Annotated in this window: 10 protein-coding genes and 2 pseudogenes; 6 read left to right on the top strand and 6 right to left on the bottom strand. The window is 72.9% G+C overall.

Annotated elements, in window-relative coordinates; all coding sequences use genetic code 11:
- The first annotated feature begins 232 nt into the window (after positions 1 to 232).
- Positions 233 to 1,603 carry a DUF2252 domain-containing protein gene (locus tag E4P40_RS21100; RefSeq protein WP_209305447.1) on the top strand — a complete coding sequence of 457 codons (1,371 nt, stop codon included), beginning with the start codon at positions 233 to 235 and terminating at the stop codon, positions 1,601 to 1,603.
- Here the strand turns inward: E4P40_RS21100 and E4P40_RS21095 are convergent.
- From E4P40_RS21095 to E4P40_RS21085, 3 genes are all read right to left on the bottom strand, one after another.
- On the bottom strand, positions 1,563 to 2,033 hold the full coding sequence (locus tag E4P40_RS21095; protein WP_135160423.1) for a GNAT family N-acetyltransferase: 471 nt from the start codon (positions 2,031 to 2,033) through the stop codon (positions 1,563 to 1,565). The two genes, E4P40_RS21100 and E4P40_RS21095, sit on opposite strands and share 41 nt — an antisense overlap.
- Before the next feature lie 80 nt (positions 2,034 to 2,113).
- The gene (locus E4P40_RS21090; RefSeq protein ID WP_135160424.1) at positions 2,114 to 4,099 is read right to left on the bottom strand and encodes a VWA domain-containing protein; all 1,986 of its coding nucleotides are present in this window, start codon (positions 4,097 to 4,099) and stop codon (positions 2,114 to 2,116) included.
- 4 nt (positions 4,100 to 4,103) lie between these two features.
- Positions 4,104 to 5,570: a sigma 54-interacting transcriptional regulator gene (locus E4P40_RS21085; protein ID WP_245160479.1), complete on the bottom strand. Its 1,467-nt coding sequence runs from the start codon at positions 5,568 to 5,570 to the stop codon at positions 4,104 to 4,106.
- A gap of 71 nt (positions 5,571 to 5,641) precedes the next feature.
- Here E4P40_RS21085 and ilvA (E4P40_RS21080) point away from each other — a divergent pair, with 71 nt between their 5' ends.
- Positions 5,642 to 6,880 (top strand): threonine ammonia-lyase, encoded by a 1,239-nt coding sequence (gene ilvA / locus E4P40_RS21080; RefSeq protein ID WP_245160480.1) that lies wholly within the window; start codon positions 5,642 to 5,644, stop codon positions 6,878 to 6,880.
- 123 nt (positions 6,881 to 7,003) lie between these two features.
- Positions 7,004 to 7,537, top strand: a pseudogene (locus E4P40_RS21075) (ATP-binding cassette domain-containing protein); the annotation flags it as partial.
- A 9-nt stretch (positions 7,538 to 7,546) separates the two neighbouring features.
- Here E4P40_RS21075 and E4P40_RS21070 read toward each other — a convergent pair.
- Together E4P40_RS21070 and ilvA (E4P40_RS21065) are read right to left on the bottom strand one after the other, a co-directional pair.
- Positions 7,547 to 8,194 (bottom strand): annotated as a pseudogene (locus E4P40_RS21070) (ATP-binding cassette domain-containing protein); the annotation flags it as partial.
- A 123-nt stretch (positions 8,195 to 8,317) separates the two neighbouring features.
- Positions 8,318 to 9,556 carry a threonine ammonia-lyase gene (ilvA, locus tag E4P40_RS21065; protein WP_245160480.1) on the bottom strand — a complete coding sequence of 413 codons (1,239 nt, stop codon included), beginning with the start codon at positions 9,554 to 9,556 and terminating at the stop codon, positions 8,318 to 8,320.
- A gap of 71 nt (positions 9,557 to 9,627) precedes the next feature.
- Between ilvA (E4P40_RS21065) and E4P40_RS21060 the strand changes: the two genes are divergently transcribed.
- The 3 genes from E4P40_RS21060 (at position 9,628) to E4P40_RS21050 (ending at position 13,635) form a co-directional block, all read left to right on the top strand.
- Positions 9,628 to 11,094 (top strand): sigma 54-interacting transcriptional regulator, encoded by a 1,467-nt coding sequence (locus E4P40_RS21060; protein ID WP_245160479.1) that lies wholly within the window; start codon positions 9,628 to 9,630, stop codon positions 11,092 to 11,094.
- A 4-nt stretch (positions 11,095 to 11,098) separates the two neighbouring features.
- The gene (locus tag E4P40_RS21055; RefSeq protein ID WP_135160424.1) at positions 11,099 to 13,084 is read left to right on the top strand and encodes a VWA domain-containing protein; all 1,986 of its coding nucleotides are present in this window, start codon (positions 11,099 to 11,101) and stop codon (positions 13,082 to 13,084) included.
- A gap of 80 nt (positions 13,085 to 13,164) precedes the next feature.
- The gene (locus E4P40_RS21050; RefSeq protein WP_135160423.1) at positions 13,165 to 13,635 is read left to right on the top strand and encodes a GNAT family N-acetyltransferase; all 471 of its coding nucleotides are present in this window, start codon (positions 13,165 to 13,167) and stop codon (positions 13,633 to 13,635) included.
- On the opposite strand, the gene E4P40_RS21045 is transcribed toward E4P40_RS21050, so the two are convergent.
- Positions 13,595 to 14,965: a DUF2252 domain-containing protein gene (locus E4P40_RS21045; protein WP_209305447.1), complete on the bottom strand. Its 1,371-nt coding sequence runs from the start codon at positions 14,963 to 14,965 to the stop codon at positions 13,595 to 13,597. The two genes, E4P40_RS21050 and E4P40_RS21045, sit on opposite strands and share 41 nt — an antisense overlap.
- Positions 14,966 to 15,197 lie beyond the last annotated feature (232 nt).

The following is a 15,197-nucleotide window of genomic DNA, read 5'->3' as shown; positions in this document are numbered from 1 at the left end:
CGAGGGGGGATCGCCCTTCGTCGTACGGGCCTCGATGTTCCGGCGGGCAGCACGCGCCTCCTCGCGGAGGAGTGCGACCAGGGCGGCGCCGCCCAGCGCGACGCTGCCGCCGCCGTAGGCCGCGCCGGCCGCGAGCCGTCGCGCAGTCGCCGTCCGCGTCACGTGCCCTCCGCCCGGTTGCTGGTCCCTGTATTCCTGTTACGCAGGTTATCGGCCCTTTACGGTGGTCCCTGTGGCCCACTCACCCGCAGGTGTGACCCAGTCCACACCGCTGGACGAACGGGGGCGGCTGATCGTCGACGTCCTCGTCGATGCCTTCTCCGATCTGATGGCGGCCGATGCCGACGCCTTCCGGACGAAGTTCCGGAAGATGGCAGCCGATCCCTTCGCCTTCTACCGGGGCAGCGCATGCCTGTTCTACGCCGACATGGCGGCGCTGGAGGATCGCTGGTGCGACGAGCGGACGTCGCGCGTGTGGATCCAGGGTGACCTGCACGCGGAGAACTTCGGCACCTACATGGACAGCGCCGGACGGATCGTCTTCGACGTCAACGACTTCGACGAGGCCTACCTCGGGCATGTGAGCTGGGACCTGCGCAGGTTCGCGGCCAGCTTCGCCCTCATGGCCTGGCGCAAGGCGCTCTCGGACGACGCCATCGCCGAGCTCATCGCGATCTACCTGCGCTCCTACCTCGACCAGGTCGAGGCCTTCACCCGCTCCGACGAGGACCGGACGTTCGCCCTCGTGAAGGCCAACACCGAGGGTGCCGTGCACGAGGTCATCCTCGAGACGGCGACCCGGACCCGGCTGGCGCTGCTGCAGCGGATCACCGTCGTGGAGGAGCACGAGCGGCGGTTCGCCGACCGGCCGCAGAACCGCCGCCTCGACGACGGGGAGCGCGAGGAGGTCATGGCCGCGCTCGCCCGCTACCGCGAGACCGTCGTCCCACCGCGCCGGCGCCGCGATGTCGCCTACGACGTGAAGGACGTCGTCGGGACCGGCGGCTTCGGCATCGGCAGCGCCGGGCTGCCTGCCTACAACGTGCTGCTCGAGGGCTACGACCAGGCGCTGGAGAACGACGTCGTCCTGTCCATCAAGCAGGGCAACGTGGCCGCGCCCAGCCGGATCGTCGACGACCCGGAGCTGCGGCAGTACTTCGAGCACGAGGGGCACCGGACGGCGATGAGCCAGCGGGCGCTGCAGGCCAACGCCTCGCAGTTTCTCGGCCACACCGAGATCGACGGCGTCGGGTTCGTCGTGGCGGAGCTCTCGCCCTACGAGCTGGACCTCGACTGGGAGGACCTGACCGAGCCCGGGGAGATCGCCCCGGTGATGGCCCAGCTCGGGAAGGCGACGGCGAAGCTGCACTGCGTCGGCGACGCCGACAGCGACCACTCGCTGGTGCCCTTCCAGATGGAGGAGGCCATCACCGCGATGGTGGGCGACCGGCGCGAGGAGTTCGTCGCGGACCTCGTGGAGTTCGCGCACGACTACGCCCGGCGCACCCAGGAGGACCACCGCCGCTTCGTCGACGCATTCCGCGCCGGCGCGATCCCCGGCATCAGCTCGAGCGGCTCGCACCCGCTGCCGGGAGATCGATGAGCATGCCGACGTGCGGGCCGATGCCCGGCTTGTCGTACGGCTCGGTCACCACGGTGAAGCCGGCCCGCTCGTAGAACCCGGCTGCAGTGACCCGGGCGTCGCACCAGACGAGGTCCCCGCCCCGGGTCGTGACACGGGCCAGGCCGTCGTCCAGCAGCGCCCGGCCGGCACCGCTGCCGCGCACGGCCGTCTCGGTCGCCATGCCGCGGAGCTGCCAGGGGTCCTTCGCCAGCGGCCGCCACGGGCAGGGCGTGGGGGAGAACCGGACCACGCCGACGACGCGGCCGTCGGGGGTGCGGGCGGCGAGGTGGAAGGTCGCCGGGTCCTCGTCGCCGGGCCAGGTGACCTCGCCGCCGTTCGGCCGGAGGACCGCGCCGCGCAGTGCGTAGGTCTCCCCGGCCGGCACCTCGTCCACGGTCACGCTGCTCACGCCGTCAGTCTCCTCGGTGCCGGAATGGCGGTTTCGGCACCTGTCCCAGGGTGCCGGAATGGCGGTTTCGGCTCCTGGGGCTAGTGGGCGCGGCGGCCGCGGCGCGTCCGCAGGTAATCGGCCACCACGTACTCGCCGAGGCGCTCGGCGTCGGGCTGGAACACCCGGCCTCCCGCGCGCTGGGTCAGGTCGTGCACGAAGTGGATCAGCCCCGGGTCCGGATCGAGGGCGAACACGTTCACGGTTGCGCCGGTGCGCGCCACCCGCTCCATCTCCGCCACCGTCCGGGCGATCGTCTCGGGCATCGGCGGCCAGCAGAAGAACGGCGTCCCGTCGTCCTCCAGGTGTGCGGTCGGCTCCCCGTCGGTGACCACCAGGACCACCGGCTCGGCATCGCGGTGATGGGCCAGGAACCGCCGGGCCAGCATCAGGCCGTGCTGCAGGTTGGTGCCCTGCAGGGTGTCGACCGAGAGCTCGGCGAGGGTCTCCGGCCGCAGCACCTGGGCCGTGGAGGAGAACCCGATGATCTGGATCGCGTCCTGCGGGAAGCGGGTGGTCACCAGCGAGTGCAGCGCCATCGCGGTCGACTTGGCCGCGCCCCACGTGCCGCGCAGCGCCATCGAGTAGGAGAGGTCGACCAGGAGCGCGACCGCGGCCCCGGTGCGCCGCTCGGTCTCGACGACCTCGAAGTCGTCGACGGCGATGCGCACCTTCCGCTCGCCGTCGGCTCGGGGCTCGTGCGCCGTCCGCAGGACGGCGTTCTTCACCGTGCGGACGACGTCCAGCGGCTGCTCGTCGCCGAACCGCCACTCCCGCGAGCTGCCGGTGAGCTCCCCGGCGGCTCCGGCGTCGGCCACGTCGTGCTCCCCGCGGCCGGTGGCGTCAAGCTTGGCGAACACCCGCCGCAGGGCCGTGGCACCCAGGCGGCGCACCGCCTTCGGCGAGAGCTCCAGCTTGCCGTCGGAGCGGTTGAGGAACCCCTGGCGTTCGAGCTCGCGCTCGAGCTGCCGCAGGGCGGCCAGGTCGTCGACCGCCGGCCGGCCGAGGGCGCGTTCGAGCAGTTCCTCGTCGATGTCGGCCAGCGAGGCGCCGGCGTACCCCTGCGACAGCTGGCTCGACAGGGCCTCCAGGTCGGCCAGCTCGGCGACGGCGCTGGTGGCGTCCCCCATGCCCAGGGACTGCTCGCCGTCGGGCACCTGGCCCCGCTGGCCCCACGGAAGGTCCGGGCGGGCCTGCCGCAGGGCGTCCTGGAGGTGGGACATCTCGCTGGCCAGGCCCATGTCGGACATCGTCTGGGCCATCAGCTCCGACAGCTCCGCCCGCTGCTCGGGCGAGAGGCCGGCCATCATCCGTTCCTGCGCGGCGGCCCGCCGGGCGAGGGAGTCGATGAGCTCCTCGATCGACTGCGGGTCGTCGGGGAAGAACTGGCCGTGCTTGTCCATGAACTCGCGGAAGCGCTCGTCGGTGTCCTCGCCGCGGTTGTGCGCGTCGATGAGCTGCGAGAGGTCGGCGACCATGTCCTTGACGGCCTGCAGATCGGCCTCGGACGCGTTCTCCAGCGCCTGCTTCATGGAGGAGAAGGAGCTGTCGAGCACTTCGCGGCGCAGCAGGTCCTGGATCTGCTCGTAGGCCTGCCGGCCCTCCTCCGACCGCCACGGGTAGTCCTTGAGCGCACGGACGGCGCCCGCGGTGTCCTCGGGCAGGGCGTCGAGCTCGGCCTCGGCCAGCCGGGCGGAGTCATCGGGGTCGGGGAAGAGCGCGCGCTGCTCGGCGGAGACAGCCTGGTCGAGGAGTTCCCGGACCTCCTGCAGGGTGCCGTCCATCCGCCCGGCGGTGCGGGCCCGCCGGAGCCGTTCGCGCACCGACCGGCGGAGCTCGTCGAGCCCCCGACGTCCCTCGGTGCCGCGGCGGAGCAGCTCGCGCAGGGCCTCCCGCACGCCGCTGCCGCCGAGCACCGAGTCGCCGATCTCGTCGACGGCGTTGCCCAGGTCGTACGGCGGCGCGAGGGGGTCCGGCCCGCCGTGCCACTGGCCGTACCGGTACCCGCGCGGGCGTCGTCCGGGCATCGGATCAGGCCCCGTAGACCGTGCGGGTGCCGTCGGTGTCCTTGGCCAGCCTGCGGGTCAGGTACAGCCCCTCGAGCGCGAACTCGACCGCGGCCGCCGCCTGCTCCGCGGACTGCTCGCCCTCGGGCACGCCCAGCCGGCCGAGCAGCTCGGCCAGCTTCGGGATGGTGCCGAGCTGGCCCAGCAGCGCCGGGGCGGGCACCAGCTCTCCGGACTCGACTGTCTCCCCGCCGGTGAAGTGCTCCTGCAGTCCGGTGAGATCCAGCCCGGCGCAGCGGGCACGGAACGTCTGCGCCGTCGCCTGTCGCAACAGGTGCTCGAGCACCTCCACCTCGCGTTCGTCGTCCGGATCGGAGCCGGAGTCGGCGAACTCGACCTTGCCCCGGCTGGCGGGGACGACGCTCGGCAGGTCGACGACCCGCGCCACCGGCCGGGTCTCCCCCGCGATGGCGGCCCGACGGACGGCGGAGGCGGTGACCGTCTCGAGCCCGGCGATCGCGAAGCGGGCGCTGACGCCGGAGCGCTGGTCGACGTGGCTGGATTCCCGGACCAGCCGGGTGAAGCGGGCGATGATCTCGGCCAGGTGCTCCGGCACGACGGGGGCGTCGAGCGTGCCGTTGCCGCCCTCGCCGCCGGTCCAGCTGGTCTGCGCCTCCTGGTGCAGGAGCCGGATCTCGTCGGCCAGTTCCAGCGGGTAGTGGGTGCGCACCTCGGCCCCGAAGCGGTCCTTGAGCGGCGTGATGATCCGCCCCCGGTTCGTGTAGTCCTCCGGGTTGGCGCTGGCCACCAGGAGCAGGTCGAGGGGCAGCCGCACCCGGTACCCGCGGATCTGGATGTCGCGCTCCTCGAGCACGTTGAGCAGGGCGACCTGGATGCGCTCGGCGAGGTCGGGCAGCTCGTTGACGCTGAAGATGCCGCGGTTGGTGCGGGGGACGAGGCCGTAGTGGACCGTCTCGGGGTCGCCGAGCGTCCGGCCTTCGGCGACCTTGATCGGGTCCACGTCCCCGATCAGGTCGCCGACGCTGGTGTCGGGGGTGGCGAGCTTCTCGCCGAAGCGGTCGCTGCGGTGCAGCCAGCCGACCGGCGTGGCGTCGCCGTGCTCGGCGATCTGACGGTGGGCCCACACGCTGATCGGGTGCAGGGGGTGCTCGTTGAGCTCGCTGCCCACCAGCACCGGCGTCCACTCGTCGAGGAGACCGACCAGCGTCCGGATCAGGCGGGTCTTGCCCTGGCCGCGCTCACCGAGCAGGACGAGGTCGTGGCCGGCGATGAGGGCGCGCTCGACCTCGGGGACGACGGTGTCCTCGAAGCCGACCATGCCGGGCAGGCTGGGCCGCCCGCGACCGATGCGGGCCAGGAGGTTGGCGCGGAGTTCGGCCTTGACGGGCGTGAAGGAGACGCCCGCGGCGCGGAGCTCGCCGAGCGTCGTGGGGGCGGGGGAAGGGGTGGCTGGGATGGCCGGGTCCGTCACCTCGACCACGGTACGACGATCTTGCGCGTCCGGTCACGGGTGTCGTGCGCGCGGCCTGCCAGGATCAGGGAGTGTCCACGCCCGAGGTGCCCGGCGCCCAGCCAGCCCTGATCAGCGGTGCCGATGTCGAGGCGGCGGCCGCGCTGCTCGCCGACGTCGTCCGGCACACCCCGATGTGGCACTCGCGCGGGCTCGCCGACAAGGTCGGCGGTCCGGTGTGGCTCAAGTGCGAGAACCTGCAGCGCACCGGGTCCTTCAAGATCCGCGGGGCGTACACCCGCATCTCCCGGCTGACCGACGCGGAGCGCGCCCGGGGGGTCGTCGCCGCCAGCGCCGGCAACCACGCCCAGGGCGTCGCCCTCGCCGCCCGCCTCCTGGGTGCCTCGGCGACCGTGTTCATGCCGGAGACCGCGCCGCTGCCGAAGGTCGCGGCCACGCGGGCGTACGGGGCCGAGATCCGGATGCTCGGGCAGAGCCTGAGCGAACCCCTGGTTGCCGCTGCCGAGTACGCGGAGCAGACCGGTTCGGTGTTCATCCACCCGTTCGAGCACCGCGACGTCATCGCCGGCCAGGGCACGGTCGGCCTCGAGGTGCTGGACCAGTGCCCGGACGTCGCGACGGTGCTGGTGTGCACGGGTGGAGGTGGGCTGGTGTCCGGCATCGCGGCCGCCGTGAAGTCCCGCCGTCCGGACGTGCGCGTGGTCGCCGTCCAGGCCGAGGAGGCCGCCTGCTTCCCCGACTCGCTGACCGCCGGCCGGCCCGTCGCCCTGGACGCGATGACGACGATGGCCGACGGGATCGCCGTCGCCGCGCCGGGCGATCTCACCCTCGCCCACGTCCGTGGCCTGGTCGACGAGGTGCGCACGGTCACCGAGGAGGACCTCTCCCGGGCGCTGCTCTTCTGCCTCGAGCGGGCCAAGCTGGTGGTCGAGCCGGCCGGGGTGGCCGCCGTCGCCGCGGTCCTGGCCGACCCTGCCGCGTTCGCACCGCCCGTGGTCGCGGTGATCTCCGGCGGCAACATCGACCCCGTGCTGCTGCTCAAGGTCGTTCAGCACGGGATGGCCGCGGCGGGCCGCTACCTGTCGCTGCGCCTGCGCGTGCCTGACCGCCCGGGGTCCCTCGCCGCGGTGCTCGCCGAGCTCGCCGCCGTCGGCGCGAACGTGCTGGAGGTCGAGCACGAGCGCACCGACACCCAGCTGCACCTCGGCGAGGTCGAGGTCTTCGTCGTCCTGGAGACGCGCGGGCCGGACCACGCCGCCGAGGTCACGGCGACGCTGTCCAGGGCGGGGTACGCGGTCACCCCGAGCTGAGGACCGATGAGTTCCGGCGCCGGGCGCGGTCCTGACCCGCATGGATCCGCTCCCCGCTGAACGTCACCGCCTGTTGCGACATGCGGTCAGGAACTGTCACCAACGCCCTCTAGCGTGCTTCGCATGACCGACGCGATCGTGGTCGAGGGGCTGGTCAAGCGCTTCGGCGCCACCACCGCCCTCGACGGAGTGGACCTGACCGTCGCCGAGGGCTCCGTCCTGGGGCTGCTCGGCCCGAACGGTGCGGGCAAGACGACGGTGGTCCGCATCCTGACCACCCTGCTGCGGGCCGACGCCGGACGGGCCGAGGTGGTGGGTCTCGACGTGTCGCGCGACGGCGACGGCGTGCGCGCCTCGATCGGGCTGACCGGCCAGTACGCCGCCGTCGACGAGTACCTGACCGGCTTCGAGAACCTCGAGATGGTGGGCCGGCTCTACCACCTGCGCAAGGCCGAGGCACGGTCGCGCGCCGGCGAGCTGCTGGAGCGGTTCGACCTCTCCGACGCCGCCGACCGGCCGGCCAAGACGTACTCCGGCGGCATGCGGCGCCGGCTCGACATCGCCGCCTCGCTCATCAACCGCCCACGGGTGCTCTTCCTCGACGAGCCGACGACGGGCCTCGACCCACGCAGCCGGCTCGCCATGTGGGAGTTCATCGCCGGTGCCGCGGGCGATGACCTTGCCCCGGTCGATGACCACCATCCGGTCGGCCAGGCGGTCGGCCTCCTCCAGGTACTGGGTGGTCAGCAGGATCGTCGTCCCGCCGTCGGCGAGTTCGGCGATGAACTCCCACATGGCGAGCCGGCTGCGTGGGTCGAGGCCCGTCGTCGGCTCGTCGAGGAAGAGCACCCGTGGGCGGTTGATGAGCGAGGCGGCGATGTCGAGCCGGCGCCGCATGCCGCCGGAGTACGTCTTGGCCGGCCGGTCGGCGGCGTCGGAGAGGTCGAACCGCTCCAGCAGCTCGCCGGCGCGCGACCGTGCCTCGGCCTTGCGCAGGTGGTAGAGCCGGCCCACCATCTCGAGGTTCTCGAAGCCGGTCAGGTACTCGTCGACGGCGGCGTACTGGCCGGTCAGCCCGATCGAGGCGCGCACGCCGTCGCCGTCGCGCGACACGTCGAGACCCACCACCTCGGCCCGTCCGGCGTCGGCCCGCAGCAGGGTGGTCAGGATGCGGACCACCGTCGTCTTGCCCGCACCGTTCGGGCCGAGCAGCCCCAGGACGGAGCCCTCGGCGACGGTCAGGTCCACTCCGTCGAGGGCGGTGGTGGCGCCGAAGCGCTTGACCAGCCCCTCGACCACGATCGCGTCGGTCATGCGAAGCACGCTAGAGGGCGTTGGTGACAGTTCCTGACCGCATGTCGCAACAGGCGGTGACGTTCAGCGGGGAGCGGATCCATGCGGGTCAGGACCGCGCCCGGCGCCGGAACTCATCGGTCCTCAGCTCGGGGTGACCGCGTACCCCGCCCTGGACAGCGTCGCCGTGACCTCGGCGGCGTGGTCCGGCCCGCGCGTCTCCAGGACGACGAAGACCTCGACCTCGCCGAGGTGCAGCTGGGTGTCGGTGCGCTCGTGCTCGACCTCCAGCACGTTCGCGCCGACGGCGGCGAGCTCGGCGAGCACCGCGGCGAGGGACCCCGGGCGGTCAGGCACGCGCAGGCGCAGCGACAGGTAGCGGCCCGCCGCGGCCATCCCGTGCTGAACGACCTTGAGCAGCAGCACGGGGTCGATGTTGCCGCCGGAGATCACCGCGACCACGGGCGGTGCGAACGCGGCAGGGTCGGCCAGGACCGCGGCGACGGCGGCCACCCCGGCCGGCTCGACCACCAGCTTGGCCCGCTCGAGGCAGAAGAGCAGCGCCCGGGAGAGGTCCTCCTCGGTGACCGTGCGCACCTCGTCGACCAGGCCACGGACGTGGGCGAGGGTGAGATCGCCCGGCGCGGCGACGGCGATCCCGTCGGCCATCGTCGTCATCGCGTCCAGGGCGACGGGCCGGCCGGCGGTCAGCGAGTCGGGGAAGCAGGCGGCCTCCTCGGCCTGGACGGCGACCACGCGCACGTCCGGACGGCGGGACTTCACGGCGGCCGCGATGCCGGACACCAGCCCACCTCCACCCGTGCACACCAGCACCGTCGCGACGTCCGGGCACTGGTCCAGCACCTCGAGGCCGACCGTGCCCTGGCCGGCGATGACGTCGCGGTGCTCGAACGGGTGGATGAACACCGAACCGGTCTGCTCCGCGTACTCGGCAGCGGCAACCAGGGGTTCGCTCAGGCTCTGCCCGAGCATCCGGATCTCGGCCCCGTACGCCCGCGTGGCCGCGACCTTCGGCAGCGGCGCGGTCTCCGGCATGAACACGGTCGCCGAGGCACCCAGGAGGCGGGCGGCGAGGGCGACGCCCTGGGCGTGGTTGCCGGCGCTGGCGGCGACGACCCCCCGGGCGCGCTCCGCGTCGGTCAGCCGGGAGATGCGGGTGTACGCCCCGCGGATCTTGAAGGACCCGGTGCGCTGCAGGTTCTCGCACTTGAGCCACACCGGACCGCCGACCTTGTCGGCGAGCCCGCGCGAGTGCCACATCGGGGTGTGCCGGACGACGTCGGCGAGCAGCGCGGCCGCCGCCTCGACATCGGCACCGCTGATCAGGGCTGGCTGGGCGCCGGGCACCTCGGGCGTGGACACTCCCTGATCCTGGCAGGCCGCGCGCACGACACCCGTGACCGGACGCGCAAGATCGTCGTACCGTGGTCGAGGTGACGGACCCGGCCATCCCAGCCACCCCTTCCCCCGCCCCCACGACGCTCGGCGAGCTCCGCGCCGCGGGCGTCTCCTTCACGCCCGTCAAGGCCGAACTCCGCGCCAACCTCCTGGCCCGCATCGGTCGCGGGCGGCCCAGCCTGCCCGGCATGGTCGGCTTCGAGGACACCGTCGTCCCCGAGGTCGAGCGCGCCCTCATCGCCGGCCACGACCTCGTCCTGCTCGGTGAGCGCGGCCAGGGCAAGACCCGCCTGATCCGGACGCTGGTCGGTCTCCTCGACGAGTGGACGCCGGTGCTGGTGGGCAGCGAGCTCAACGAGCACCCCCTGCACCCGATCAGCGTGTGGGCCCACCGTCAGATCGCCGAGCACGGCGACGCCACGCCGGTCGGCTGGCTGCACCGCAGCGACCGCTTCGGCGAGAAGCTCGCCACCCCCGACACCAGCGTCGGCGACCTGATCGGGGACGTGGACCCGATCAAGGTCGCCGAAGGCCGGACGCTCGGCGACCCCGAGACGGTCCACTACGGCCTCGTCCCCCGCACCAACCGCGGCATCTTCAGCGTCAACGAGCTGCCCGACCTCGCCGAGCGCATCCAGGTCGCCCTGCTCAACGTGCTCGAGGAGCGCGACATCCAGATCCGCGGGTACCGGGTGCGGCTGCCCCTCGACCTGCTCCTGGTGGCCAGCGCCAACCCGGAGGACTACACGAACCGGGGGCGGATCATCACGCCGCTCAAGGACCGCTTCGGGGCCGAGGTGCGCACCCACTACCCGCTGGAACTGGCCGACGAGATCCGGCTCCTGCACCAGGAGGCGCAGACCAGCTGGACCGGCGGCGAGGGCGGCAACGGCACGCTCGACGCCCCCGTCGTGCCGGAGCACCTGGCCGAGATCATCGCCCGCTTCACCCGGCTGGTCCGGGAATCCAGCCACGTCGACCAGCGCTCCGGCGTCAGCGCCCGCTTCGCGATCGCCGGGCTCGAGACGGTCACCGCCTCCGCCGTCCGTCGGGCCGCCATCGCGGGGGAGACCCGGCCGGTGGCGCGGGTCGTCGACCTGCCGAGCGTCGTCCCCGCCAGCCGGGGCAAGGTCGAGTTCGCCGACTCCGGCTCCGATCCGGACGACGAACGCGAGGTGGAGGTGCTCGAGCACCTGTTGCGACAGGCGACGGCGCAGACGTTCCGTGCCCGCTGCGCCGGGCTGGATCTCACCGGACTGCAGGAGCACTTCACCGGCGGGGAGACAGTCGAGTCCGGAGAGCTGGTGCCCGCCCCGGCGCTGCTGGGCCAGCTCGGCACCATCCCGAAGCTGGCCGAGCTGCTCGGCCGGCTGGGCGTGCCCGAGGGCGAGCAGTCCGCGGAGCAGGCGGCGGCCGCGGTCGAGTTCGCGCTCGAGGGGCTGTACCTGACCCGCAGGCTGGCCAAGGACACCGACGGCACCCGCACGGTCTACGGGGCCTGATCCGATGCCCGGACGACGCCCGCGCGGGTACCGGTACGGCCAGTGGCACGGCGGGCCGGACCCCCTCGCGCCGCCGTACGACCTGGGCAACGCCGTCGACGAGATCGGCGACTCGGTGCTCGGCGGCAGCGGCGTGCGGGAGGCCCTGCGCGAGCTGCTCCGCCGCGGCACCGAGGGACGTCGGGGGCTCGACGAGCTCCGCCGGTCGGTGCGCGAACGGCTCCGGCGGGCCCGCACCGCCGGGCGGATGGACGGCACCCTGCAGGAGGTCCGGGAACTCCTCGACCAGGCTGTCTCCGCCGAGCAGCGCGCGCTCTTCCCCGACCCCGATGACTCCGCCCGGCTGGCCGAGGCCGAGCTCGACGCCCTGCCCGAGGACACCGCGGGCGCCGTCCGTGCGCTCAAGGACTACCCGTGGCGGTCGGAGGAGGGCCGGCAGGCCTACGAGCAGATCCAGGACCTGCTGCGCCGCGAAGTGCTCGACAGCTCCTTCTCCTCCATGAAGCAGGCGCTGGAGAACGCGTCCGAGGCCGATCTGCAGGCCGTCAAGGACATGGTCGCCGACCTCTCGCAGCTCATCGACGCGCACAACCGCGGCGAGGACACCGACGAGCGCTTCCGCGAGTTCATGGACAAGCACGGCCAGTTCTTCCCCGACGACCCGCAGTCGATCGAGGAGCTCATCGACTCCCTCGCCCGGCGGGCCGCCGCGCAGGAACGGATGATGGCCGGCCTCTCGCCCGAGCAGCGGGCGGAGCTGTCGGAGCTGATGGCCCAGACGATGTCCGACATGGGCCTGGCCAGCGAGATGTCCCACCTCCAGGACGCCCTGCGGCAGGCCCGCCCGGACCTTCCGTGGGGCCAGCGGGGCCAGGTGCCCGACGGCGAGCAGTCCCTGGGCATGGGGGACGCCACCAGCGCCGTCGCCGAGCTGGCCGACCTGGAGGCCCTGTCGAGCCAGCTGTCGCAGGGGTACGCCGGCGCCTCGCTGGCCGACATCGACGAGGAACTGCTCGAACGCGCCCTCGGCCGGCCGGCGGTCGACGACCTGGCCGCCCTGCGGCAGCTCGAGCGCGAGCTCGAACGCCAGGGGTTCCTCAACCGCTCCGACGGCAAGCTGGAGCTCTCGCCGAAGGCGGTGCGCCGCCTGGGTGCCACGGCCCTGCGGCGGGTGTTCGCCAAGCTTGACGCCACCGGCCGCGGGGAGCACGACGTGGCCGACGCCGGAGCCGCCGGGGAGCTCACCGGCAGCTCGCGGGAGTGGCGGTTCGGCGACGAGCAGCCGCTGGACGTCGTCCGCACGGTGAAGAACGCCGTCCTGCGGACGGCGCACGAGCCCCGAGCCGACGGCGAGCGGAAGGTGCGCATCGCCGTCGACGACTTCGAGGTCGTCGAGACCGAGCGGCGCACCGGGGCCGCGGTCGCGCTCCTGGTCGACCTCTCCTACTCGATGGCGCTGCGCGGCACGTGGGGCGCGGCCAAGTCGACCGCGATGGCGCTGCACTCGCTGGTGACCACCCGCTTCCCGCAGGACGCGATCCAGATCATCGGGTTCTCCTCCACGGCCCAGGTGCTGCGGCCGGAGACCCTCGCCGAGCTCTCGGTCGACACCCTGCAGGGCACCAACCTGCAGCACGGCCTGATGCTGGCCCGGCGGTTCCTGGCCCATCACCGCGATGCCGAGCCGGTGGTCCTGGTGGTCACCGACGGGGAGCCGACCGCACACCTGGAGGACGACGGGACGCCGTTCTTCTGCTGGCCGCCGATGCCCGAGACGATCGCCCGGACGGTGGCGGAGATGGAGCGGGTGGCGCGCACCGGCGCAACCGTGAACGTGTTCGCCCTCGATCCGGACCCGGGGCTGATCCACTTCGTGCACGACCTGACCCAGCGCGCGGGAGGCCGGGTGTTCCAGCCCGACGCCGAGCGCCTCGGCGAGTACGTGGTGGCCGATTACCTGCGGACGCGCCGCGGCCGCCGCGCCCACTAGCCCCAGGAGCCGAAACCGCCATTCCGGCACCCTGGGACAGGTGCCGAAACCGCCATTCCGGCACCGAGGAGACTGACGGCGTGAGCAGCGTGACCGTGGACGAGGTGCCGGCCGGGGAGACCTACGCACTGCGCGGCGCGGTCCTCCGGCCGAACGGCGGCGAGGTCACCTGGCCCGGCGACGAGGACCCGGCGACCTTCCACCTCGCCGCCCGCACCCCCGACGGCCGCGTCGTCGGCGTGGTCCGGTTCTCCCCCACGCCCTGCCCGTGGCGGCCGCTGGCGAAGGACCCCTGGCAGCTCCGCGGCATGGCGACCGAGACGGCCGTGCGCGGCAGCGGTGCCGGCCGGGCGCTGCTGGACGACGGCCTGGCCCGTGTCACGACCCGGGGCGGGGACCTCGTCTGGTGCGACGCCCGGGTCACTGCAGCCGGGTTCTACGAGCGGGCCGGCTTCACCGTGGTGACCGAGCCGTACGACAAGCCGGGCATCGGCCCGCACGTCGGCATGCTCATCGATCTCCCGGCAGCGGGTGCGAGCCGCTCGAGCTGATGCCGGGGATCGCGCCGGCGCGGAATGCGTCGACGAAGCGGCGGTGGTCCTCCTGGGTGCGCCGGGCGTAGTCGTGCGCGAACTCCACGAGGTCCGCGACGAACTCCTCGCGCCGGTCGCCCACCATCGCGGTGATGGCCTCCTCCATCTGGAAGGGCACCAGCGAGTGGTCGCTGTCGGCGTCGCCGACGCAGTGCAGCTTCGCCGTCGCCTTCCCGAGCTGGGCCATCACCGGGGCGATCTCCCCGGGCTCGGTCAGGTCCTCCCAGTCGAGGTCCAGCTCGTAGGGCGAGAGCTCCGCCACGACGAACCCGACGCCGTCGATCTCGGTGTGGCCGAGAAACTGCGAGGCGTTGGCCTGCAGCGCCCGCTGGCTCATCGCCGTCCGGTGCCCCTCGTGCTCGAAGTACTGCCGCAGCTCCGGGTCGTCGACGATCCGGCTGGGCGCGGCCACGTTGCCCTGCTTGATGGACAGGACGACGTCGTTCTCCAGCGCCTGGTCGTAGCCCTCGAGCAGCACGTTGTAGGCAGGCAGCCCGGCGCTGCCGATGCCGAAGCCGCCGGTCCCGACGACGTCCTTCACGTCGTAGGCGACATCGCGGCGCCGGCGCGGTGGGACGACGGTCTCGCGGTAGCGGGCGAGCGCGGCCATGACCTCCTCGCGCTCCCCGTCGTCGAGGCGGCGGTTCTGCGGCCGGTCGGCGAACCGCCGCTCGTGCTCCTCCACGACGGTGATCCGCTGCAGCAGCGCCAGCCGGGTCCGGGTCGCCGTCTCGAGGATGACCTCGTGCACGGCACCCTCGGTGTTGGCCTTCACGAGGGCGAACGTCCGGTCCTCGTCGGAGCGGGTGAAGGCCTCGACCTGGTCGAGGTAGGAGCGCAGGTAGATCGCGATGAGCTCGGCGATGGCGTCGTCCGAGAGCGCCTTGCGCCAGGCCATGAGGGCGAAGCTGGCCGCGAACCTGCGCAGGTCCCAGCTCACATGCCCGAGGTAGGCCTCGTCGAAGTCGTTGACGTCGAAGACGATCCGTCCGGCGCTGTCCATGTAGGTGCCGAAGTTCTCCGCGTGCAGGTCACCCTGGATCCACACGCGCGACGTCCGCTCGTCGCACCAGCGATCCTCCAGCGCCGCCATGTCGGCGTAGAACAGGCATGCGCTGCCCCGGTAGAAGGCGAAGGGATCGGCTGCCATCTTCCGGAACTTCGTCCGGAAGGCGTCGGCATCGGCCGCCATCAGATCGGAGAAGGCATCGACGAGGACGTCGACGATCAGCCGCCCCCGTTCGTCCAGCGGTGTGGACTGGGTCACACCTGCGGGTGAGTGGGCCACAGGGACCACCGTAAAGGGCCGATAACCTGCGTAACAGGAATACAGGGACCAGCAACCGGGCGGAGGGCACGTGACGCGGACGGCGACTGCGCGACGGCTCGCGGCCGGCGCGGCCTACGGCGGCGGCAGCGTCGCGCTGGGCGGCGCCGCCCTGGTCGCACTCCTCCGCGAGGAGGCGCGTGCTGCCCGCCGGAACATCGAGGCCCGTACGACGAAGGGCGATCCCCCCTCG

The sequence above is a fragment of the Blastococcus sp. CT_GayMR20 genome (assembly GCF_004570345.1).
The sequence above is the reverse complement of the archived record's forward strand: the minus strand, read 5'-3'. Positions and strand labels throughout refer to the sequence as shown.